General features: G+C 67.9%; 18 protein-coding genes. 9 read left to right on the forward strand and 9 right to left on the reverse strand.

The genetic code is table 11. From position 1 onward, the window contains the following. Positions 1-67: 67 nt before the first annotated feature. Positions 68-1402, forward strand: a complete 1335-nt coding sequence (locus tag ASC92_RS10295) for an aminotransferase class III-fold pyridoxal phosphate-dependent enzyme (RefSeq protein ID WP_056514281.1) — start codon at positions 68-70, stop codon at positions 1400-1402. Positions 1403-1679: 277 nt separating this feature from the next. Here the strand turns inward: ASC92_RS10295 and ASC92_RS10300 are convergent, their stop codons facing one another. From ASC92_RS10300 to ASC92_RS10310, 3 genes are all read right to left on the reverse strand, one after another. Beyond that, positions 1680-2531: a ChaN family lipoprotein gene (locus ASC92_RS10300; RefSeq protein ID WP_056514283.1), complete on the reverse strand. Its 852-nt coding sequence runs from the start codon at positions 2529-2531 to the stop codon at positions 1680-1682. A gap of 135 nt (positions 2532-2666) precedes the next feature. Next, positions 2667-2978: a DUF3567 domain-containing protein gene (locus ASC92_RS10305; protein WP_007835970.1), complete on the reverse strand. Its 312-nt coding sequence runs from the start codon at positions 2976-2978 to the stop codon at positions 2667-2669. Between the two features lie 105 nt (positions 2979-3083). Further along, entirely contained in the window at positions 3084-4268 is a 1185-nt protein-coding gene (locus tag ASC92_RS10310; RefSeq protein ID WP_056514286.1) for a DUF3108 domain-containing protein, read from the reverse strand. Positions 4269-4420: 152 nt separating this feature from the next. On the opposite strand from ASC92_RS10310, the gene ASC92_RS10315 reads away from it, so the two are divergent. Beyond that, positions 4421-5524 carry a fumarylacetoacetate hydrolase family protein gene (locus tag ASC92_RS10315; RefSeq protein ID WP_056514289.1) on the forward strand — a complete coding sequence of 368 codons (1104 nt, stop codon included), beginning with the start codon at positions 4421-4423 and terminating at the stop codon, positions 5522-5524. 9 nt (positions 5525-5533) lie between these two features. On the opposite strand, the gene ASC92_RS10320 is transcribed toward ASC92_RS10315, so the two are convergent. After that, entirely contained in the window at positions 5534-6313 is a 780-nt protein-coding gene (locus ASC92_RS10320; protein WP_056514292.1) for a helix-turn-helix transcriptional regulator, read from the reverse strand. Positions 6314-6378: 65 nt separating this feature from the next. On the opposite strand from ASC92_RS10320, the gene ASC92_RS10325 reads away from it, so the two are divergent. Genes ASC92_RS10325 through ASC92_RS10335 form a run of 3 tightly spaced genes read left to right on the forward strand, consistent with a single transcriptional unit; the run spans position 6379 to position 9338 of the window. Further along, positions 6379-8127 (forward strand): FAD-dependent monooxygenase, encoded by a 1749-nt coding sequence (locus tag ASC92_RS10325; RefSeq protein ID WP_056514296.1) that lies wholly within the window; start codon positions 6379-6381, stop codon positions 8125-8127. Continuing rightward, positions 8124-8360 (forward strand): hypothetical protein, encoded by a 237-nt coding sequence (locus ASC92_RS10330; RefSeq protein ID WP_056514300.1) that lies wholly within the window; start codon positions 8124-8126, stop codon positions 8358-8360. Before ASC92_RS10325 ends, ASC92_RS10330 begins: the two co-directional genes overlap by 4 nt. 3 nt (positions 8361-8363) lie before the next feature. After that, positions 8364-9338: a Bug family tripartite tricarboxylate transporter substrate binding protein gene (locus ASC92_RS10335; RefSeq protein ID WP_056514302.1), complete on the forward strand. Its 975-nt coding sequence runs from the start codon at positions 8364-8366 to the stop codon at positions 9336-9338. A gap of 88 nt (positions 9339-9426) precedes the next feature. Here the strand turns inward: ASC92_RS10335 and ASC92_RS10340 are convergent, their stop codons facing one another. Both ASC92_RS10340 and ASC92_RS10345 read right to left on the reverse strand, forming a co-directional pair. Continuing rightward, positions 9427-10590 (reverse strand): toxin-antitoxin system YwqK family antitoxin, encoded by a 1164-nt coding sequence (locus ASC92_RS10340; protein ID WP_056514306.1) that lies wholly within the window; start codon positions 10588-10590, stop codon positions 9427-9429. Between the two features lies 1 nt (position 10591). Continuing rightward, on the reverse strand, positions 10592-11005 hold the full coding sequence (locus tag ASC92_RS10345) for a VOC family protein (protein ID WP_007835960.1): 414 nt from the start codon (positions 11003-11005) through the stop codon (positions 10592-10594). Positions 11006-11069: 64 nt separating this feature from the next. On the opposite strand from ASC92_RS10345, the gene ASC92_RS10350 reads away from it, so the two are divergent. The 4 genes from ASC92_RS10350 (at position 11070) to ASC92_RS29595 (ending at position 15947) form a co-directional block, all read left to right on the forward strand. Then, positions 11070-12221, forward strand: a complete 1152-nt coding sequence (locus tag ASC92_RS10350) for a TraB/GumN family protein (protein WP_056514308.1) — start codon at positions 11070-11072, stop codon at positions 12219-12221. Positions 12222-12232: 11 nt separating this feature from the next. Then, the gene (locus ASC92_RS10355; protein WP_056514310.1) at positions 12233-12604 is read left to right on the forward strand and encodes a DUF2946 family protein; all 372 of its coding nucleotides are present in this window, start codon (positions 12233-12235) and stop codon (positions 12602-12604) included. A gap of 117 nt (positions 12605-12721) precedes the next feature. After that, on the forward strand, positions 12722-15007 hold the full coding sequence (locus tag ASC92_RS10360) for a TonB-dependent receptor (protein ID WP_056514343.1): 2286 nt from the start codon (positions 12722-12724) through the stop codon (positions 15005-15007). 28 nt (positions 15008-15035) lie between these two features. Then, positions 15036-15947 (forward strand): copper chaperone PCu(A)C, encoded by a 912-nt coding sequence (locus ASC92_RS29595; RefSeq protein ID WP_056514313.1) that lies wholly within the window; start codon positions 15036-15038, stop codon positions 15945-15947. A gap of 6 nt (positions 15948-15953) precedes the next feature. Here the strand turns inward: ASC92_RS29595 and ASC92_RS10370 are convergent, their stop codons facing one another. From ASC92_RS10370 to ASC92_RS29255, 3 genes are all read right to left on the reverse strand, one after another. Continuing rightward, positions 15954-17720, reverse strand: coding sequence for a phospholipase D family protein (locus ASC92_RS10370; protein ID WP_056514316.1), 1767 nt, complete (start codon positions 17718-17720; stop codon positions 15954-15956). A 91-nt stretch (positions 17721-17811) separates the two neighbouring features. Further along, positions 17812-19710 (reverse strand): ATP-binding cassette domain-containing protein, encoded by a 1899-nt coding sequence (locus ASC92_RS10375; protein ID WP_056514319.1) that lies wholly within the window; start codon positions 19708-19710, stop codon positions 17812-17814. An 85-nt stretch (positions 19711-19795) separates the two neighbouring features. Beyond that, on the reverse strand, positions 19796-20011 hold a 216-nt coding region (locus ASC92_RS29255; RefSeq protein ID WP_235505769.1), incomplete at its 5' end, for a hypothetical protein.

The following is a 20011-nucleotide window of genomic DNA, read 5'->3' on the forward strand; positions in this document are numbered from 1 at the left end:
GGGCGTGATTGTCGCAGGGGTGCCAGAATCGCGATTTTCCTCGACCACATAACCGCAGGAGCGAGACATGGCCCAGCAGGACTTCAACATGGACAACCAATGGTTGCCCTTCACCCCCAACCGCCATTTCAGGAAAGACCCGCGTGTCTTCGTGGCGGCCGACGGCATGGAGTTCACCACGCACGACGGCAAGAAGGTGATCGACGGCATCTCCTCGCTGTGGTGCGTGGGCGCGGGCCACAACCGCAAGCCCATCAACGAGGCGATCAAGAAGCAGCTCGACACGCTCGACTACGCCACCGCCTTCCAGGTCAGCAACGACCGCGCCTTCAAGGCGGCCGAGATGATCGCCTCGCTTGCGCCCGGCGATCTCAACAAGGTGCTGTTCTGCAACTCGGGCTCGGAAGCCGCCGACACCTCGATGAAGGTCGCGCTTGCCTATCACCGCGCGCGCGGCGAAGGTCACCGCAACGTGTTCATCGGCCGCGAGAAGGGCTACCACGGCGTGGGCTTCGGTGGCATGTCCGTGGGCGGCATTCCCGGTAATCGCAAGGTGTTCGGCTCGGCCTTCCTGCCGCGCGTGGACCACATGCGCTTCATCCACGATCCGGTGAACCATGCCTACATCCGCAACGAGGAGCCGGTGTGGGCCGAAGACCCGCTGGTCGAACTCGAGACGCGCATCCTGCCACTGCATGACCCGAGCAACATCGCAGCGATCATCGTCGAGCCGGTGGCCGGCTCGGCGGGCTGGTACCTGCCGCCCAAGGGCTACCTGAAGCGCCTGCGCGAGATCTGCGACAAGCATGGCATCCTGCTGATCTTCGACGAGGTCATCACCGGCTTCGGCCGCATGGGCACCAACTTCGCGTCCGACTATTACGGCGTGGTGCCCGACATGCTGAACTTCGCCAAGTGCGTGACCAACGGCGTGATTCCGCTCGGCGGCGTGATCTGCCGCGACAAGCTCTACGACGCGATGATGAAGACCGACGCGCCCGAGCACGTGGTCGAGTTCTTCCACGGCTACACCTACTCGGGCCACCCGGTGGCCTGCGCCGCGGCCATCGCCACGCTCGATCTCTTCAAGCAGGAGAACCTGTTTGCGCGCGCCGGCGAAATGGGCAAGGTGCTGGGCGATGCCTTCCACAGTGCTTTCAAGGGCCTGCCGAACGTGGTCGGCATCCGCAGCCTGGGCCTCGCCGCAGCGGTGGAGCTCGCGCCCATCGCGGGCACGCCGGGCAAGCGCGCCTACGACGTCTTCCTGGACTGCTTCCACAAGGGCGCGCTGGTGCGGCCCGCGGGCGACGTGCTGGTGATCGCGCCGCCGTACATCGTGGAGAAGTCGCACATCGACACGTTGGTGAACACGCTGGCGGATTCGATCAGAAAGCACGCCTGAGCGGGACGGCGGCCGTTGCGCGGGGGGAAGCCGTGCGACTTTCGTTTTGAACTGATGGTCGACGAAGCATTTTTACCGCTTTGACAGAAACCAGCAGGAGCTTCATTCTTCAGCCCTCACCACGGGGCTGGAGATGAAGATGTCAGAAAAAATCGAACGCTGGATGAACCAGCCGCTTGTTGTGGGTCGTCAGGCTCTTCTCGTCACCGTGGCGCTCGGCTCTGTCAGCGCCTGGCTGTTGTTCTGGTTCGGTGACTAGCCTGGCCGGTCGGCGCGCTCAAGCCTTCGGCTGCGGCCTGGTCAGCCGCTTGAACTCGGCGCAATAGTCTTTTTCGGGCAGCGGCGGCGTCTGCCACGTGCTGTCGTAGTCGCCCGCCGCCACGTCGGCCGGAGCGGCAGCGGCGCGCATTTGCACCGTGGCAACCTTGACGTCGTCGGGCAGATGCTGCGGCACACCGAGCGTGCGCACGACGTGGCCCGCGCCGGCGATCAACAGCACCGTCTGGCCCGGCTGCCTTGCCTTGACGATGGCCTGCGCCATCGCGCGGTCGCGGCCCACCTGGATGCGCGTCATCGGGACGATCTGGGATTCGGGCAGCATCTTGCAGTGGCCCTCGCGCACGGCGTCCTGCTGCACGGTATAGGCCTCGCCATTGAGTTGCACGTCGAGCGAGACGTCGGCCATGGCGTCTTTCATGCGCGTGCGCGGCAGGTTGGCGCCGACCACGGGCACGCCCGCGCGCACGGCCACCATCACGGTGGGGCCGTAGTTGGCCCAGGGCCAGGCCTTGTCGCTCCAGTCGAGGGCTGCCTGCACCTGCGCTTCGGTGGCGGTGGGAGCGAGGCGCGCGGTACTGCGGCCTTCATCGGCCATTTCGAGCGCAAGCGCGGCGAGATGGCCGCGCGCGACCAGCGCCTCGACGGCTTCGCGTTCGATGGCGTGGTGCTCGGGGGCGTCGTGCTGCTCGCCGAGCAGCAGGGCGTCGACCGGCTGGAGGGCTGCGATGCGGCGCGCAATGGACGTATCGGCGCCGGGAGTCAACGCCGAACAGCCCGCGAATGCAGTGGCGGCGAGCAGGGGAAGCAGCAGGCGCCGGGAAGTTCGCGGAAGCCGGTTTGGAGAGGGCATCGCGCCATACTAGCCCTCGGCACGCGCCCGCCGTGCCGTCCATTTCCGCTTTTCCCTGTCGTCTCTTTCGGTCTCCGGGGCTTCATGAAAAAAGCGCCCGGGCAGGGCGCTTTGTCTTTGGAGCCAGGATTTGCGTCAGTGCACCAGCACCGGCGTATGGGCAAGTTCGGCGTAGCCTTCGAGCGTGTCCTCGACTTCTTCCTGGGTGGGGGTGTTGAGCTGCCAAGCGGCGATCTGCTGCTGGAACAGCTCGGCCCAGGAGCCGTCGAGGTAGACCTCCTTGCCCGAACGCTTGTCCACGATCTCGAAACCGTGGCGCTCCAGAACCGGCACGTTGGGCTGCGCGGGTTCGTCGCCTTCATTGGGCTGGACGTGGACGACGACGAAAGACTCCGAGTCATAAAGCATGTTCATGGCGGGCCCTGTGAGGATGTCGATGGCGTTCATGAGGGTTACATAGCAATCAACGCGCCAGTTTCAAGACAGGTTGTCATTCTTGTAGAACCAACGGGCTAATTTTTTGGCTTTTGTTCCAATGGAATGACCTTCTCCTCAGTTCGGAGGGGCCGCGGGTAGGGGTTTGCGCAATTGGGCGTCAGCGAAGTCCCCGTTGGATTCCGTCTGCCGGATGCGCACGGGCAGGTAGCCGTAGGCTGGCGCAAGCCAAAGCTCGAGTTTTCGGTCGAACTCCCGCCGAGGGTTGCGGGTGAGCTTGCGCGCGACGTATTCGCCGGCCGGAAGGCTCACGTTTTCTTCGTCACCGACCACGAAGACCCAGACGTCGGCATCGCGCGGCCCCACGGTCTGGATCGAAATCCGGGTGCCTGCTGGATAGCGTCCGGGGCTGGCCGCCAGCAGGCCGCCGAGCTGCATCATGACGCTCATGCGGTCCTGCGCGCCGGCCAGCAGGGGCACGGGTGGCGCGTTGTTGCTGAACACGATCTGCCCCTGGTCGCGTACGAAATGAGAAGCCACCTCGGACTTGCGGCTTTCGGAGTACCGCTCGGGCTCCAGCCCCGATGGACCGATGCGGCCGGTGCTGTGCCAGTTGAGCAAGGTGAAGAACACCGCCTTGAGCGTCAGCCGCCCGTCGTAGCGGCTGCCGTCCTGCAGCCAGACCAGTTCGCCGAACACGCCCCGCTGGGGGGAGGCGCCCGTCTGGCCCGTGGCTTCGAAGTCGAGCGTGACCGAGCCGGGAATCCTCAGCGCCTGTGTGCCGGCGATGGTGCCCGAGGCTTCGCTGCCGCCAGCCGCCTTGGTGCCGCCGCCCGTGCCCCCGGCAGGGGAAGACGCCCCGGCCGGGGCGCTGGCGGCTGCTTCGGGCGGTGCTGCTCCTGAATCGGGAGCGGCCTGGGCCGTCAGATCGGGTGTTTCCGGTGCAGGGGGCACGGAAGCGTCTGGCTCCGGCGCTGGCGTAACAGCTGCAGGAGCCGGTTTCGGCCGGGGCACCGACGGCTCGCGGGGCCTGCGCGGCTTGGACGGCGGCGCAGGCTTGGCTTCCGCCGGGGCGGCAGCCGGCGCCGCGGGCTTTTCCGAGGCTGGCGGCGCGATCACGATGGTCCGCGTGCTGAACTTGTTCGCCAGCGGCGAGGGCTCCGGCCCGATGGCCACCGGCGCCAGCCCGAGCAGCCCGAGGTGGACCAGCGCCACGAGCAGCGTCAGCCCGATCAGCACCCGCCACGACGGACGCCCCGGCAGGCCGGTGGGCAGCGAAGGGGGGGCGGCGAGCGTCGGCATCGGTGTGGTGGAGTGAGGCGCCGACCCGGAGGTTCACGAAGACCACCTCGGTACACTGCCGCCCGTTCAACCAGTTTAAGTGGGAGCGGCGCCCGGCCTCGTGCCCGCGCCGCGTCCTTCGCCCTCACGACGCTTCACGCACGCACCGCATCATGAAACTCGCCACCCTGAAGGACGGCTCGCGCGACGGCCAGCTCGTCGTTGTCTCGCGCGACCTCACGCTCGCCCACTACGCCACCGGCATCGCGAGCCGGCTGCAGCAGGTGCTGGACGACTGGGGCTTCATGAGTCCGCAGCTGCAGGACCTGTACGACGCCGTCAACACCGGCCGTGCACGCCATTCCTTTCCCTTCGATCCGTCGATGTGCATGGCCCCGCTGCCGCGGGCCTACCAGTGGGCCGACGGTTCGGCCTACCTGAACCACGTGGAGCTGGTGCGCAAGGCGCGCAACGCCGAAGTGCCCGAGAGCTTCTACGCCGACCCGCTGATGTACCAGGGTGGCAGCGATGACTTTCTAGGCCCGACCGACGACGTGATCGTGCCCAGCGAAGCCATGGGCATCGACTTCGAGGCCGAGATCGCCGTGATCACCGGCGACGTGCGCATGGGCGCCACGCCCGACCAGGCGCTCGACGGCATCCGCCTCGTGATGCTGGCCAACGACGTGAGCCTGCGCAACCTGATCCCCGCCGAACTGGCCAAGGGCTTCGGCTTCTTCCAGAGCAAGCCCGCCACCGCCTTCAGCCCCGTCGCCGTGACGCTCGACGAGATCGGCGAAGCCTGGCAGGACGGCCGCGTGCATCTCGCGCTGCAAAGCAGCTGGAACGGCCGCAAGGTCGGCCTGTGCGACGCGGGCCCGGAGATGACCTTCCACTTCGGCCAGCTCATCGCCCACATCGCCAAGACGCGCAACGTGCGCGCCGGCAGCATCGTCGGCAGCGGCACCGTGAGCAACAGGGGCGTCGAGAAGAAGGACGGCCAGATGGACTGGCTCAAGGGCTATTCGTGCATCGCCGAGAAGCGCTGCATCGAGACCATACAGACCGGCCAGCCCTACACCGAGTTCATGAAGTTCGGCGACACCATCCGCATCGAGATGAAGGGGCTGGACGGGCGCTCGCTGTTCGGCGCCATCGACCAGGAGATCGTGTCCACGGCGGGGCGGCCGAAGGAGGCGCCGGTGTCGCTGGTGAAGCCGCAGCAGGGCGGGGCGCCGGGCGAGGCACAGCCGGAGCAAGAAGCTTCCGAAGACTGAGGAGCAGGCTCAGTGCGGCCCCGCGCCGCGCAGCAGCTCCTTCTGCGACCGTATCCCCAGCCGACGGAACGCTCGGTACTGGTGGGTGCGCACCGTCGTCAGCTCCACGCCGATCTCGCGCGCGGCTTCCTTGGCGGTCCGGCCCGCCATCAGGTGGCCGATGACCTCGCGCTCGCGCAGGCTCAGCTTCAGCAGCCGAGAGGCGAAGGCGGGCTCCACCGGCTCCCGCGCGGCCACTGCGCTGCGGCCGTGCGCGGCGGTGGCATCGGCCAGGAGCGTGGCGTGCGCCTCGATGCGCTCGAAGTCGGCCGCGCCGAATTCCGGCTGCGCGAGGCTGCGGTAGAAGCTCACGGCCACCCGCTGGCCCGTGGGCTGCAGCAACAGCACCGAGGCGCGCTCGCGGATGCCCACGTCGCCGTAGCAGGCGGCTCGGTACACCGGGTCGGCCACTTCGTCGGCGCGCTGGTGGCCCATCCAGAGCTGCGCACGCTTGGGGAGCTTGCGCGCCGCCAGCCAGGCCATGTTCGGATCGAGCAAATCGAAGCGCTGCGCCACGTAGCGTTCGGACGTGCGCTCGGCCGTGCTGCCGTAGCTGCTGGCGGCCGACACCGCCTCGATGCGCCCCGTGGCACTGACCGCGAACACGGTACAGAAGGTCACCGGCATCACGCGCTGCATGGCCCTCAGGTAGCTCGCGGCGAGGTGCGCCGTGCCCACGCCGGAGAGCACGTCGCCGACCACGGCTGCGGCCAGCGCGGTGTCGGTGGGGTGGATGCGCCAGCGTTTCATGGGGTAAATACCTCGTACGAAGTTATGACATTGCTGTGTGCCGCGCATCGGGACAATCCCGTCGGATGACGAACCCTTCCGTTGCCGCCCCCGGCGATGCCGCCAGCGGCCCTGTGCCTCCGCCAGCCAGCGCCACCGAACTGCCGCCGTCGGTCGGTGCCTTCCACTACACGCGCTACAAGCCCTGGACACCGCCGATCGAACAGGACGGTGTGGAACCCGGCCGCCATCCGGTGGTGATCGCGGGCGGCGGGCCGGTCGGCATGGCGCTCGCGCTGGGACTCGCGAACCACGGTGTGCGCTGCGTGATCCTCGAGGCCGACGACACGGTGTGCGTGGGCAGCCGCGCGGCCTGCATCTCGCGGCGCAGCCTCGAGATCATGGAGCGCCTGGGCGTGCTGCCCGGCTTCATGGCCAAGGGCCTGCCCTGGACCGGCGGGCGCAGCTTCTACAAGACGGCCGAGGTGTTCCGCTTCGAGATGCCCCACGACGCGCAGCAGAAGCTGCCGCCGATGATCAACCTCGAGCAGTACTACGCGGAGCACTACCTGCTCGAAGAGATCTTCCGCCGCAACGAGGCGACGCCGGGGCTCATCGACATTCGCTGGGGCACAGAGCTCACCGGCCTCGCGCAGGACGGCGACGGCGTGACGCTCGACGTGCGCAATGCCGAAGGCGCATACCGGCTGCACGGCCAGTGGCTCGCAGCCTGCGACGGCGGCCAGAGCTTCGTGCGCAAGTCGATGGGGCTCGCGCTCGAAGGCACGGGCTACGAAGGCCGCTACGTGATCATCGACATCGAGCTCAAGAGCGGCCACCCGACCGAGCGCCGCGCGTGGTTCGACCCGCCGTGGAACCCGGGCTCGACCGTGCTGATGCACCGCCAGCCCGACGACATCTGGCGCATCGACTACCAGCTGCGTCCGGGCCAGAACACCGAAGAGGCGCTGCAGCCGCCGGCCGTGGCCGAGTTCGTGCAGCGCCACCTCGACGCCATCGGCGAAGGCCACCTGCCATGGAAGACGGTGTGGACCTCGGTCTACCGCGCCGGCGCGATGACGCTCGACAGCTACCGCCATGGCCGCGTCGTGTTCGCGGGCAACGCGGCGCATGCGATGCCGATCTTCGGCGTGCGCGGCCTCAACTCGGGCTTCGACGACGCGGACAACCTCGCGTGGAAGCTGGCGTTCGTCGCCAGGGGCCTGTCGGATGCGGCGCTGCTCGATTCGTACTCGCAGGAGCGCATCGCGGCTTTCCACGTGAATGCCGAGAACGCGATGCGCAGCACCGAGTTCATGTCGCCGCCGTCGCGCGGCTTCGACCTGCTGCGCGAGGCGGCGCTGTCGCTCTCGGAAAAACACCGCGGCATCGCGCAACTGATCAATCCGCGCCAGACGCAGGCCGTGCGTTATACCGATTCGCCGCTGTCGAGCGAGGGCGACCAATTGCCAGCTGGCCCGCTGCCGGGCGAGGTGATGCCCGAGCAGCACCTCGAACAAGGCCATCTCACCGACTGGATCGCACCGGCTCTCACGCTGCTGGTGCTGCGGCCCGACGTGGCCTCGCCGCCGGCCGCCGACCTCGCGCAGGCACGGCAAGGCGCGCTGCCTTTCGTCGTTCGCACCATCGCAACCCCGGAGGTGAACGGTGCCGACGCGCAGGCTTCTTCCGCCGTCTTCAAAGCGCTCGGCGCACAGGACGGCGCGGTCTACCTGCTGCGCCCCGACGGCCATGTGGCCGCGCGCTGGCATCGCCTGCCGCCCGGCGCCCTGCAACCCGCACTGGCCCGCGCGGCCCAGGAGCTCCCCGCATGAACACGACACCGCTGAACCCCGACGCCCGCGACCGCCTCTACGCCGAGTGCGCGCGCGCCATCACCGAGGCGGGCGCCGAGCGCGAATCGCTGTTCCTCGCGCGGCTCGCGCTGCTGCTGTTCGAACAGGTCGGCGACGAGACGCGCTGCCGCGCCGCGCTGGCCGACGCATTGCACGCGCTGCCCGTACCATCGCTTTCCGCTTCCGAACCGCAAACAACGACTGGAGACTGATCCATGGATCGCCGCACCCTTCTCGCCACGCTCGCATCCGGCGCCGCCGTGGCCGCCACGCCTTTCGCCCATGCACAGGAGTACCCCGCGCAACTCGTCAAGTGGGTGGTGCCGTACCCTGCGGGCGGCGGCACCGACGTGATCGCGCGCGTGCTAGCCGAATCGATGCGCCAGACGCTGGGTCAGCAGATCGTGGTCGACAACCGCCCTGGCGCATCGACCAACATCGGCGCCGACATCGTCGCCAAGAGCAAGCCCGACGGCTACACGATCATGTCGGCCGACAACGCCGTGCTGGCCTTCAACGAGCACCTGTTCGGCAAGCTGCCGTTCAACCCCGAGAAAGACTTCACCTACATCGGTGCCATCGGCAAGTTTCCGCTGGCGCTCGTGGTGCACCCGGACTTCCCGGCGAAGAACTTCAAGGAGTTCCTGGCCTACGTGAAGGCCAACCCCGGCAAGGTCAACTACGCCTCGCCCGGCAACGGCTCGCCGCATCACCTCGCGATGGAAATGTTCAAGGTGCGCACCGGCACCTTCATCACCCACATTCCGTACCGTGGCGCGGCGCCGGCCATGGCCGACGTGATGGGCGGTCAGGTGCCCTGCATGTTCCTCGACCTGGCCTCGGGCCTGTCGATCATGCAGGGCAACAAGGTGCGTGTGCTGGCCATCGGCTCGGGTGCGCGCAGCAAGCTGCTGCCCAACGTGCCGACGCTGGCCGAAGTGGGAGTGCCCAACACCGAGGTATTCGCGTTCCAGGGCATCCTGGGCCCGGCGGGCTTGCCGCCGGCGGTGGTGAGCAAGCTCAACGGCGACCTGAACAAGGCCTTCGGCACGCCGGCCGTGCAGAAGCGCTTCGACGACTTCGGCATGGAGCCGATGCCGGGCACGCCCGCCCAGTTCGCCGCGCTGTCGCGCGCGGAATCGAAGCGCTGGGGTCCGATCATCAAGCAGGCCGGCATCAAGCTGGACTGAAGCCGCAAAAGGGGATTCTCTCCCTTCGCGAAACACCGAGGAACCGGCTTTGCCGGGCCTCTGGTGTTGCCCCCGGTAGGAGGCGAGCCTATTTTTTCGAGCCGTCCTCGAAGACCTCGTCGTCGCGCCGCAGCTCGCCGTTCTCGTCCCAGGCACGCTCGCGCGTCACGCGGCCCTTGGCGTCGAAGGTCGATTCGGCCAGCAGCGTTCCTTTTTCGCTGAAGCGCTGGTGGGTGCCGACCGGAATCTGCCGGCCGCGGCCCACAACCTGGTAACGGCCCTGCGCGGCGCGCTGGCCGCTGTCGTAGAACTCGGTGATCTCCACCGTACGTGTGTCGCCGCTGCCGCTGTAGGCAGACTTGCTGCTCGGCTGGCCGTTGAGGTAGTAGCTGTCGTCGACGATCGGCTCGCCCGCGCTGTTCCAGCGCTGGTCGCGTACCAGCGCGCCTTTTTCGGAGAAGGCCTGCTCGCGCAGGCGCACGCTCGCGCGCTCGACCAGCAGGTACACCGCCTCGCGGCGCTTGATGCCTTCGGACGAGTAGTTCTGCTCGGTGCGCTGGTTGCCCACGATTTCGTCAATCGCCGCGGTCTGGCCGTTGTCGTAGAAGCTCTGCGAGCGCACCCGCTTGCCCGACACGTACGACAGCCGCGAGCGCAGGATGCCGCGCGCGTCGAACAGTTCGACTTGCGACGGGCCGGTGCCTGTGAAGCCGCAGAGCCTGGCGTCGTCGACCACCGGGGCCAGAGTGGGCGCGTCGGCGCAGCGCAGCGCCGACAGCTGGCCGTGCTCGGTGAATTCGACCGATGCGCGTTCGCTGCCGCTGCCGGTGTCGGGATAGAAGATGGCGCGACGCAGCCGGCCGTCGGGGTAGAAGCTGCGCACCAGCCCGCGCTCCTGGCCGTCGTCGTAGGTGGCGTCGCGCAGCACGCGGCCCGTGGGCGAGAACTCGCGGGCGCGTCCCTGCAGGTTGCCGTTGGCATTGAGGCTGTGCTCCTTGGCGAGCTTGCCCTTCTCGTAGATGCGCACCAGGCCCATCGACACGCCGTTCTGCACCTGTTCCTCGCGCTGCAGCTCGCCGGTTGCGCGGTCCTTGCAGCGCAGCAGGCCGGTCTTGCCCGCGGTGCTGCTGCCGTCGGCCGGGTTCACGCTGCGGCCGTTCAGCTCGCAGTCGAACTGCGCATGCGCCAGCGTGGCGCCGAGCAGCGCAACGAGTGCGGCGGCGCCGCGGAGGGCGGTCCGGCGCGGGGTCATGTCACTTGTCGTAAAGCGTGTCGAGCGAACGGAAACCCTTGACCTCGATCGGGTTGCCGAACGGATCGAGGAAGAACATCGTCCACTGCTCGCCCGGCTGGCCCTCGAAGCGCACCTGCGGCTTCAGCACGAACTCGGTACCGGCGGCTTCGAGCCGCGCGGCCAGCGCCTGCCAGTCGGGCAGGGCCAGCGCGAGGCCGAAGTGCGGCATCGGCACCATCACGTCGCCGACGCGGCCGGTTCGGGCGGTGGCGAAGGGCTCGCCGAGGTGGAGCGAAACCTGGTGGCCGAAGAAGTCGAAGTCAACCCAGGTGCCGGTGCTGCGGCCTTCGGCGCAGCCGAGCACGCCGCCATAGAAGCGGCGGGCGACGTCGAGGTCGCGGACGTTGAAGGCCAGGTGGAAGATGCTCTGCATGGTTTCGGATTATGGGCAGCGGTGCTGTGAGAATGCCGGACTTTCTTTCATCGTGGAGCAAGCCTTGCGGATACTCCGGATCCTCGCCGCACGAATGTGCGGCATCGCTCTTCTGTTCACCTTCGCGGCTGCGCATGCCGCCTGCCCGCCCTCGGCCCTCGCCAGCCTCGAAAAGCCGGGCATGGGCGTGCGCAACGGCATCGACCGGGGGGTGCTCTGGCGCATCGAGCGCGACGGGCGCAGCTCGTGGCTCTACGGCACCATCCATGTCGGGCGCGGCGACTGGGTGCGGCCCGGCCCGGCCATCCAGAAGGCGCTCGCGCAGAGCGATGTGCTCGCGCTGGAGCTGGACCTGCACGACGAAGCCACCGCCCGGACCATGGGCCAGCCGGCCGATCCGGCATTGCTGGCGCGCATGCTCAGCGGCGAGCGTGCCCGCCGGCTGGAGCGCCAGAACACCGAGGCCTGCGTGCCTCCGGGCGCGCTGTCGAAGCTGCAGCCGATCCTGCAGGTCACGGCACTGGCGGGCCTGGCGGGGCGGGCCGACGGCCTGTATCCGGAATTCGGCGTGGACGAGACGCTGGCGGTTTCCGCCCGCAACAGCAACAAGCCGATCGTCGCCCTCGAAAGCGCGGCCGAGCAGTTGAAGGTGCTGACCGGCGGAACCGAAACCGAAGAGACCGAGCAGGTCGATGCGGCGCTCGATGAACTGGAGTCGGGCAAGCTGCGCGGCCAGCTCAAGGAGTTGGCAGACGTCTGGGCGCGCAGCGACGCGGCCAAGCTTGCCCGCTACCCCGAGTGGTGCGATTGCCTCAAGACACCCGCCGAGCAGCGTCTGATGAAGCGCCTGCTCGACGACCGCAACCCGAACCTGGCCGACGGCATCGAGCGCCTGCACTTCGGTGGCAAGGGCGTGTTCGCGGCGGTCGGTGCGCTGCACATGATCGGCCCGCAGGGACTGCCCACGCTGATGGCGGCGCGCGGCTTCACCGTGACGCCGGTGCTGACCGATGCACAGGCGCAGACGGCGGTGCCGATGCCGGCGCTGGCGGCGCCTTCGCCAGCGCCGAAGGCCGTGCGCGGCGGCAGGGCCGCCAAGGGTCAGCGTGGGCAGAAGGGTGCGCCTGCTGCCGCAGCAAAGGGCGGTAGATCGGCAAAGGCTGCGCCTGCCGCCAAAGGGGGCAAGGCGCCTGCCAAGGGCAAAGTGCGCAGATAATCGCGACCGCCATGCACACGCTGCGCCACCCCATCCGCTTCCTCGGCCTCGTCGGCCGCGGGGTGCTGCTGTGGTTCGTGCTGTCGCTGGGCGTGGCGGTGGCATCGCCGCTAGTGAACCCGCAGGCCATGGAGCTGGTATGTTCCAGCGCCGGTTCCATCAAGGTGGTGGTCCACACCGAAGACGGCGCGCAGGAAATGGGCGCCTCGCACATGGACTGCCCGCTGTGCGTGCTGAGCGGCGCACCGCCGCCGGCCGTGGCGGTTCCCGCTTTCGATCTTCCCTTGCCGCTGGGCCGCGTGGTCCAGGCCATTCCCGCCGCGCGCCTGGCAGCGGCCACTGCGGCGCCGCTGCCGGCGCGCGGGCCCCCGGCTTTCTCCTGACGCTCTCAAAACCATAGCCGCATGCGCACGGATGACGTGCATGAGCGGCCGATCTGGCTTGAAGTTTCGTGGAGAAGGTTCCTCTTGAAAAAGCACTCCCGCGCCCTGGCGATCGCCATGGCATTTCCCTTTGGCGCGCCTGCGCTGGCGCAGCAGTCCGCCGAGACGCCTGAAAGCGGCACTGGCGGCCGCGCGCTCGGCACCATCACCGTGACCGGCGGCCGCCCGACCTCGCTGCCGACGCAGATCCCGACCACCATCGAAGGCGTGACGCACGAGCAGATCGTCGAAACCGTCAATGCCACCGACAGCGAGGATGCGCTCAAATACCTGCCGAGCCTGGTCGTGCGCAAGCGCTATATCGGCGATTTCAACCACGCAGTGCTCGCCACGCGCGCCTCGGGCACGGGCAACAGCGCGCGCTCGATGGTGTACGCCGACGGCATCATGCTGTCGAACCCGCTGGGCAACGGCGCCACCTACGCGCCGCGCTGGGGCATGGTGTCGCCGGAAGAAATCGAACGGGTCGACGTGCTGTACGGGCCGTTCTCGGCCGCGTACCCGGGCAACTCGGTGGGGGCCGTGGTCGACTACGTGACTCGCATGCCCACGCAACTGGAGGCGCACGTCAAGCTCAGCGGCTTCGCGTCGAACTTCGACCTGTACAACAGCCATTCGTCGCCCGCCGGCCAGCAGCTCGACCTGTCGCTGGGCAGCCGCAGCGGCGACTGGTCGTGGTGGCTCAGCGCGTCGCGCACCCACAGCAAGGGGCAGGCGCTGGTGTTCGGCAACCGGCTGGTGAGCGGGGGCTCGGTCGGCAGCGCGGGCACGCCGGTGACCGGCGCGGTGCTCGGGCTGAATCCATCGAACCAGCCGTGGTGGCTGGTGGGCGGTTCGACCATCTACGACACCACGCAGGAGCAGGCCAAGCTCAAGGTGGCCTACGACTTCTCGCCCACGGTGCGCGCCACCTACACGCTGGGCGCATGGAACAACACCACGCACGGCAGCGTCGACACGTACCTGCGCGATGCCCTCGGCCGGCCGGTGTACGGTGGGCGCGTGAACATCGGCGGGCGTACCTACAACCTCGATTCGCCGAGCGCCGCGCTCGCGCCGACCGAGACCGCGCTCACTCACTACATGCACGGCCTTTCGGTGAAGAGCCACACCGGCGGCGTGTTCGACTGGGAGGTGGCGGCGAGCCTGTTCGACTATTCGCGCGACACCTCGCGCACACCGACCACGCCGCTGCCGGGCGCCTTCAATGGTGGCCCGGGCCGCACCACCGACATGGGCGGCTCCGGCTGGAACACCTTCAAGGCCGCCGGTACCTGGCGGCCCACCGGCTCGGCCGAAGGCGTGGGCGCGCACGTGGTCGACTTCGGCTTCCAACAGGACACGGCGCGCCTGCGTACCAGCGTCGGCAACACGCTCGACTGGATCAATGGATCGCCCGTCACGCCGTTCTCGGCCTTCAACGGCAACACGCGGCTGCAGTCGCTCTACGCGCAGGACACATGGCGCTTCGCGAAGGACTGGAAGACCACGCTCGGCCTGCGCCACGAGCGCTGGCAGGCCTACGGCGGCCAGCTCGGCAACGCGAGCACGCTGCTGAACTTCGCGCCGCGCAAGAACAGCTACGACTCGCCCAAGGCCGCCATCGCGTGGCAGGCCACGTCCGACTGGCTCTTCAAGGCCTCGACCGGCCGCGCGGTGCGCATGCCGACGGTGAGCGAGCTCTACCAGGGCTCGATCGACGGCAACCGCATCGTCAACACGAATCCGAACCTGCGCCCCGAACGCTCGTGGACGACCGAGCTCAGCGCCGAGCGCGACATGAAGGGCTGGGGCCTCGACGGCGTGCTGCGCACCACGCTGTTCTTCGAGAACACCAAGGACGCGCTCTACACCCAGGCGCTTACCAACCTCGTGAGCACGGTGCAGAACGTCGACGCCATCCGCACGCGCGGGTTCGAGGTGGCGATGAACGCGGTCGATGTGGGCGTGCGGGGGCTCGACCTGAGCGGCAGCCTCACGCTGACCCGCTCGAAGATCACCGCCAACAGCGGCTTTGCGGCCAGCGTCGGCCGCGACCAGCCGCGCGTGCCGAAGGTGCGCGCCACGCTGCTCGCCACCTGGCGGCCGGATGCCCGCTGGAGCTACACCCTCGGCGCGCGCTACAGCGGCAGGCAGTACGGCACGCTAGACAACAGCGACCCCAACGGCGCCGCGTACATGGGCTTCTCGAAGTTCTTCGTGGTCGACGCGCGCGTACGCTACCGGATCGACCGGCAGTGGAGCGCGTCCTTCGGCATCGACAACCTGAACAACAACAGGTACTGGGCCTTCCACCCATACCTGCAGCGCACCTACGTGGCCGAACTCAAGTTCGACCTTTGACCCTCTTCCACTTCAAGGATCTTTCGCCATGAATGCCTCGACCACTCTCAAGACTCTCGCTGCCTGCGCCATGCTGACGGGCGTTGCGGCCGCCTCCGCGCATGTCACGCTGCCGCCCGGCGGCGCCACCGTGGGCAGCGACTACAACGCCGCCTTCCGCGTCGGCCACGCCTGCGAAGGCGCCAAGGCCACCACTGGCCTCGCCGTGCGCTTGCCAAAGGGCTTCGTGCTGAGCGACGCGCAGGCGCGCAAGGGCTGGAAGCTCGACGTGCAGAAGGGCGGAACGGGCGGCGATGGTGAAGTGCGCTGGACCGCCGAGAAGCCCGAGAACGCGTTGCCCGGCAGCGAGCGCGCCGAGTTCGTCCTGCATGGCAAGGTGCCTGCGGCGCCGGGCACGCTGTGGTTCAAGGTGCTGCAGACCTGCGACGTCGGCGTGGCCGACTGGGCCGAGGTACCGGCCTCGGGCAACTCGACCGTGGGCTTGAAGAGCCCGGCTGCGAAGCTCAACGTGGTGGCGCAGGGCGTGGCCACCGTCGACGTACGCGATGGCTGGGTGCGCCAGTCGGTGCCGGGCCAGAGCGGCACCGGCGCCTTCATGAAGCTCACTGCGCCCACCGGCACGAAGCTGGTCGGCATCTCGACCCCGGCAGCCGGCATCGCCGAAGTGCACGAGATGAAGATGGAAGGCGACACCATGAAGATGCGCGAACTCACCGGCGGCCTCGACCTGCCCGCGGGCCAGACCGTCGAGCTCAAGCCCGGCGGCTATCACGTGATGATGATGGACTTGAAGGGGGCCCTGGCCAAGGGCGCGAGCGTGCCGATGACGCTGAAGTTCGAGGACGCCAAGGGCGTGAAGACCGCGCTGGACGTGGCGCTGCCCGTGGGCGCGCCCGAAGGTGCCGATGCCGCCGGCCCGGCGCATCAGCACAAGCACTGAGCCTCTTCAAAGCAGCTGGTCGGGCGCCAGCGGCCCGAAGAGCTTGAGCATCAGCCGCAGCATGGCGCTCGCGTCGGGCTCGGTGCGGGTGTCCTTCAGGTCGCTGCCTTCGGGCGCGTGCCACAGCAGCGATCCGTCCACCAGATCGACGTGCCACGAGCGCTCGCGCATGCCGCGCTCGATCTGCTCCGACGCTGCGCGCGAGAGTTCGTTGCTGCGGATCAGTAGCGCGAGCTCGGTGTTCTGCAACTGCGAGCGCAGGTCGAGATTCATCGAGCCGACCACCAGCAGCCGGCTGTCCATCACCAGCACCTTGGAGTGCAGCATCGCGCGCGATCCGCCGGGAGTGCTGTCGCCCTCCGAGGAGCCGAAGACATTGCCGACACCCGCCTGCTCGCTGCGCAGTTCGTAGAGCTCGATGCCCATCCTGAGCAGGTCCTTGCGGTGGCGCGCGTAGCCCACGTGCGCCACCGGTGCGTCGTTCGAGGCCAGCGAGTTGGTCAGCACGCGGATGCGCACGCCCCGCCCGCGGGCTTCGGAAAAAGCCCGCAGCATGTCCTTGCCGGGCACGAAATAGGGCGAGATGATGACCAGGTCGGTGCGCGCCTGGCCGATCAGCTGCAGGAGGCCCTCGACCACCGTGTCGCCGTTGGCCGCCCGATCGGAGGCGGCTTCCAGCGAAGCCGCACCGCGCGAGGTGCCGGCCTTGTCGTCGGGCCGGCTGACCACGAGGCCCGGTGCCTTCGCGTTGCTGGGATCCGAGTCGGCGGGGATCTTGCCGGGTTTGTCGGCCAGCATCACGGCCGGAGCCCAGATGAAGGTGGCAGTGCGCAGGTCCAGCGGCTTTTCGTCCCAGGCGCGGGCGCGCTGGGCGGCGGTGGGAGGCGCGTTGGGGCGCGGCTCGCCGTCTGGTGGTTTCGGGTTGCCGTTCGCGTCCTGGGCACGGGCCGACTCCTCGGCCAGTTCCTGGTCCGCCTTGCGCGCGCGGTCGCGCATGGCCTCCAGCTTCTCGCGCGTGATCAGCGATTGCACGGGGTAGGCGCGCTCGTTGTTCCAGTAGCTGTCGAAGCTGCGCGAGAGATCCTGCACGATGGGCCCGGCCGCCAGCACGTCGACGTCGATGAAGTTGCCGTTGATCGCGTTGCCGAAATAGGCATCGCCGAGGTTGCGCCCGCCCGTGACGGCGAGCACGTTGTCGGCAATGAACAGCTTGTTGTGCATGCGCTGCTGGATGCGCGCGGCGTCGTCGATCGAATTGAGGAAGCGGCTGATGCGGGAATCGCGCGAGCCCGCGATCGGATTGAACAGCCGCATCTCGATGTTGGGGATGAAGGCCAGCCCCAGCACCGCCGCGTCGCGGCCGGTGGTGTGGAAGTCGTCGAGTAGCACGCGTACCCGCACGCCGCGCTCGGCGGCTGCCCGCAGGCCGCGCACGAGGCGGCCGGTACTGGCATCGGCGTGGATGGCGTAGTACTGCAGGTCCAGCGTCTTCTGGGCACCCTCGATCAGTGCCAGCCGGCTGCCGTACGCCGCTTGCGGGCCCCCCATGAGCATGAAGCCGGATTCGTAGCGGGCCTTGTCGGCCTGCCGGCGCTGCTGCACCAGGTCCGCCAGCGCGGTGCCGCTGGCTGGGGAGGCGATCGCAGTCGAGACGGGGCGCTCGACGTTCTTCGGCAATTGCGCGCAACCGCAGAGGAACAGGAATGCCAAAAGTGCGCCGAGCGCGGGAAGCGCGGCGGATCGGCGGCAAAACGCCTGGAAGGAGGAAGGCATGCGGCTTCTCCCGGTGTTTGTGGGATGAGCAGCATGTATATCCCAGTCTGCGCCCGCCGTGCGTCGGACAGGCGGACGACCGGGGCCGGTATCAGCGCCCGGCGCTCAGTTCTTCCTGGCGTTCCAGAGCGGCGATCAGCTCGTCGTCGATGTTGGCGTGGCGCTCGGCCAGCTCGGCGGCGCGCGAGGCATCGGTGGCGTAGATGGCGCCACCGTCGAGTTCGAGCATCTCGGTGATGCGCTTCTGCTCGGCTTCGAGGGCCTCGATCTGGGCGGGGAGGACGTCCAGTTCGCGCTGCTCCTTATAAGAGAGCTTCTTGCGGGCGACGGCTGTCCGAGGGGCTGCTGCGGGTTCCGCGGTCGGGGCGGGCGCTGGTGCTGGAGCGGGTGCCGAGGCAAGGCGCTGCTCGGCGATCTCGCGGGCGCGCCTGGACTGGATCAGCCAGTCCTGCACGCTGCCTTCGTACTCGCGCCAGCTGCCGTCGCCTTCGTAGGCGATGGTGCTGGTCACCACGTTGTCGAGGAAGGTCCGGTCGTGGCTCACCAGGAACACCGTGCCGTCGTAGTCCTGCAGCAGGGTTTCGAGCAGCTCGAGGGTGTCGATGTCGAGGTCGTTGGTGGGTTCGTCCAGTACCAGCACGTTGGCCGGGCGGGCGAACAGGCGGGCCAGCAGCAGGCGGTTGCGCTCGCCGCCGCTGAGGGAGCGGACCGGGGAGTTGGCGCGCGCTGGCGAGAACAGGAAGTCCGAGAGGTAGCTCTTGACGTGCTTTTTCTGGCTGCCGATCTCGATCCACTCGCTGCCGGGGCTGATGAAGTCTTCCAGCGTGGCGTCGAGGTCGAGCTTGTCGCGCATCTGGTCGAAGTACGCGACCTGCAAATTGGTGCCGCGGCGGATCTTGCCGGTGTCGGGCTCGAGCTCGCCCAGGATCAGCTTCAGCAGGGTGGTCTTGCCCGCGCCGTTCGGCCCGAGCAGGCCGACCTTGTCGCCGCGCAGGATGGTGCTGCTGAACTTGCGGATGACGGTCTTCTCGCCGAAGGACTTGGTGGCATCGGTGAGTTCGGCCACGATCTTGCCGCTGGACTGGCCGGAAGCCACGTCCATGTTCACGCTGCCTTGCACGTTCCGACGGGCGGCGTGGCTGGAGCGCAGTTCCTGCAGGCGGTTGATGCGGCTCTGGCTGCGGGTGCGGCGTGCTTCGACGCCTTTGCGGATCCAGATTTCTTCCTGCGCCAGGAGCTTGTCGGCCTTGGCGCTGATCACGGCTTCCTGGGCGAGCTGTTCTTCCTTCTGCAGGAGGTACTGCTCGAAGTTGCCGGGGTAGGAACCCAGCTTGCCCCGGTCCAGCTCGACGATGCGGGTGGCGACGCGGTTCAGGAAGCTGCGGTCGTGGGTGACGGTGACCACGCTGCCCTTGAAGTCGATCAGCAACTGCTCGAGCCATTCGATGGAATCGAGGTCCAGGTGGTTGGTGGGTTCGTCCAATAGAAGTACGTCGGGCGCGGCCACCAGCGCCTGGGCCAGTGCGACGCGCTTGCGGGTGCCGCCGGAGAGCGATCCAACGCGGGCGTCCCGGTCCAGGTGGAGGCGGTGGAGCGTTTCTTCGACCCGCTGCTCCCAGTTCCAGGCGTCGAAGGCTTCGATTTGGGACTGGAGTGCGTCCAGATCAAGGCCCTCCGCACCGGAGAGATAGAGATCGCGAATGGCAATGACGGGGCCCAGGCCCTGGCTGGCTGCAGTGAATACATCCGCGTCCATGTCCAGCACGGGTTCCTGCGCGACATACGCAACACGGAGGTTCTGCTGCAACTGGAGAGTGCCGTCGTCGGTCTTCTCCAGGCCACCCAGTATCTTGAGCAGGGAAGACTTGCCAGCACCGTTGCGGCCGATCAGGCCGATACGCTCCGATTCGAGAAGAGAGAAGTCCGCATGATCCAGCAGCGGGACGTGACCGAACGCGAGTTGAGCGTCGAGGAGTGTGATGAGTGCCATGTGGCGCGGATTATCGGAGGAGCCGATGTCTGGGCTTGGCGGCTGAGGAAGAGGCGGCCCTGTATGAGGGGCTTGAGGGCCCTCTTCAAGTTTCTTGCTGGCAGCCTTGCATGGGCCGAAAACTGTCATATACTCGTGGGCTTCGCTGATGAATGCCGCAAGGTGTTCGAAGCAATTGGCTCTCTCCGGAGCGTTGATTGTGGTCAGCAAAGAAGTCTTCAAAAAGTTTGACTGGCATTAAAAAACCGGTGCATAATCGAAGGCTTCGCTGAAACGGCTTCAGCGGCTTGCGACGGAAGTT

The organism is Variovorax sp. Root411 (assembly GCF_001425205.1).
GTDB lineage: Bacteria > Pseudomonadota > Gammaproteobacteria > Burkholderiales > Burkholderiaceae_C > Variovorax.

Excerpts from the sequence above, each read along its gene's own strand:
- ASC92_RS10295 (WP_056514281.1), top strand. The coding sequence starts at position 68 with ATGGCCCAGCAGGACTTCAACATGGACAACCAATGGTTGCCCTTCACC.
- ASC92_RS10300 (WP_056514283.1), bottom strand. The coding sequence starts at position 2,531 with ATGCCCTCTCCAAACCGGCTTCCGCGAACTTCCCGGCGCCTGCTGCTT.
- ASC92_RS10305 (WP_007835970.1), bottom strand. The coding sequence starts at position 2,978 with ATGAACGCCATCGACATCCTCACAGGGCCCGCCATGAACATGCTTTAT.
- ASC92_RS10310 (WP_056514286.1), bottom strand. The coding sequence starts at position 4,268 with ATGCCGACGCTCGCCGCCCCCCCTTCGCTGCCCACCGGCCTGCCGGGG.
- ASC92_RS10315 (WP_056514289.1), top strand. The coding sequence starts at position 4,421 with ATGAAACTCGCCACCCTGAAGGACGGCTCGCGCGACGGCCAGCTCGTC.
- ASC92_RS10320 (WP_056514292.1), bottom strand. The coding sequence starts at position 6,313 with ATGAAACGCTGGCGCATCCACCCCACCGACACCGCGCTGGCCGCAGCC.
- ASC92_RS10325 (WP_056514296.1), top strand. The coding sequence starts at position 6,379 with ATGACGAACCCTTCCGTTGCCGCCCCCGGCGATGCCGCCAGCGGCCCT.
- ASC92_RS10330 (WP_056514300.1), top strand. The coding sequence starts at position 8,124 with ATGAACACGACACCGCTGAACCCCGACGCCCGCGACCGCCTCTACGCC.
- ASC92_RS10335 (WP_056514302.1), top strand. The coding sequence starts at position 8,364 with ATGGATCGCCGCACCCTTCTCGCCACGCTCGCATCCGGCGCCGCCGTG.
- ASC92_RS10340 (WP_056514306.1), bottom strand. The coding sequence starts at position 10,590 with ATGACCCCGCGCCGGACCGCCCTCCGCGGCGCCGCCGCACTCGTTGCG.
- ASC92_RS10345 (WP_007835960.1), bottom strand. The coding sequence starts at position 11,005 with ATGCAGAGCATCTTCCACCTGGCCTTCAACGTCCGCGACCTCGACGTC.
- ASC92_RS10355 (WP_056514310.1), top strand. The coding sequence starts at position 12,233 with ATGCACACGCTGCGCCACCCCATCCGCTTCCTCGGCCTCGTCGGCCGC.
- ASC92_RS10360 (WP_056514343.1), top strand. The coding sequence starts at position 12,722 with ATGGCATTTCCCTTTGGCGCGCCTGCGCTGGCGCAGCAGTCCGCCGAG.
- ASC92_RS29595 (WP_056514313.1), top strand. The coding sequence starts at position 15,036 with ATGAATGCCTCGACCACTCTCAAGACTCTCGCTGCCTGCGCCATGCTG.
- ASC92_RS10370 (WP_056514316.1), bottom strand. The coding sequence starts at position 17,720 with ATGCCTTCCTCCTTCCAGGCGTTTTGCCGCCGATCCGCCGCGCTTCCC.
- ASC92_RS10375 (WP_056514319.1), bottom strand. The coding sequence starts at position 19,710 with ATGGCACTCATCACACTCCTCGACGCTCAACTCGCGTTCGGTCACGTC.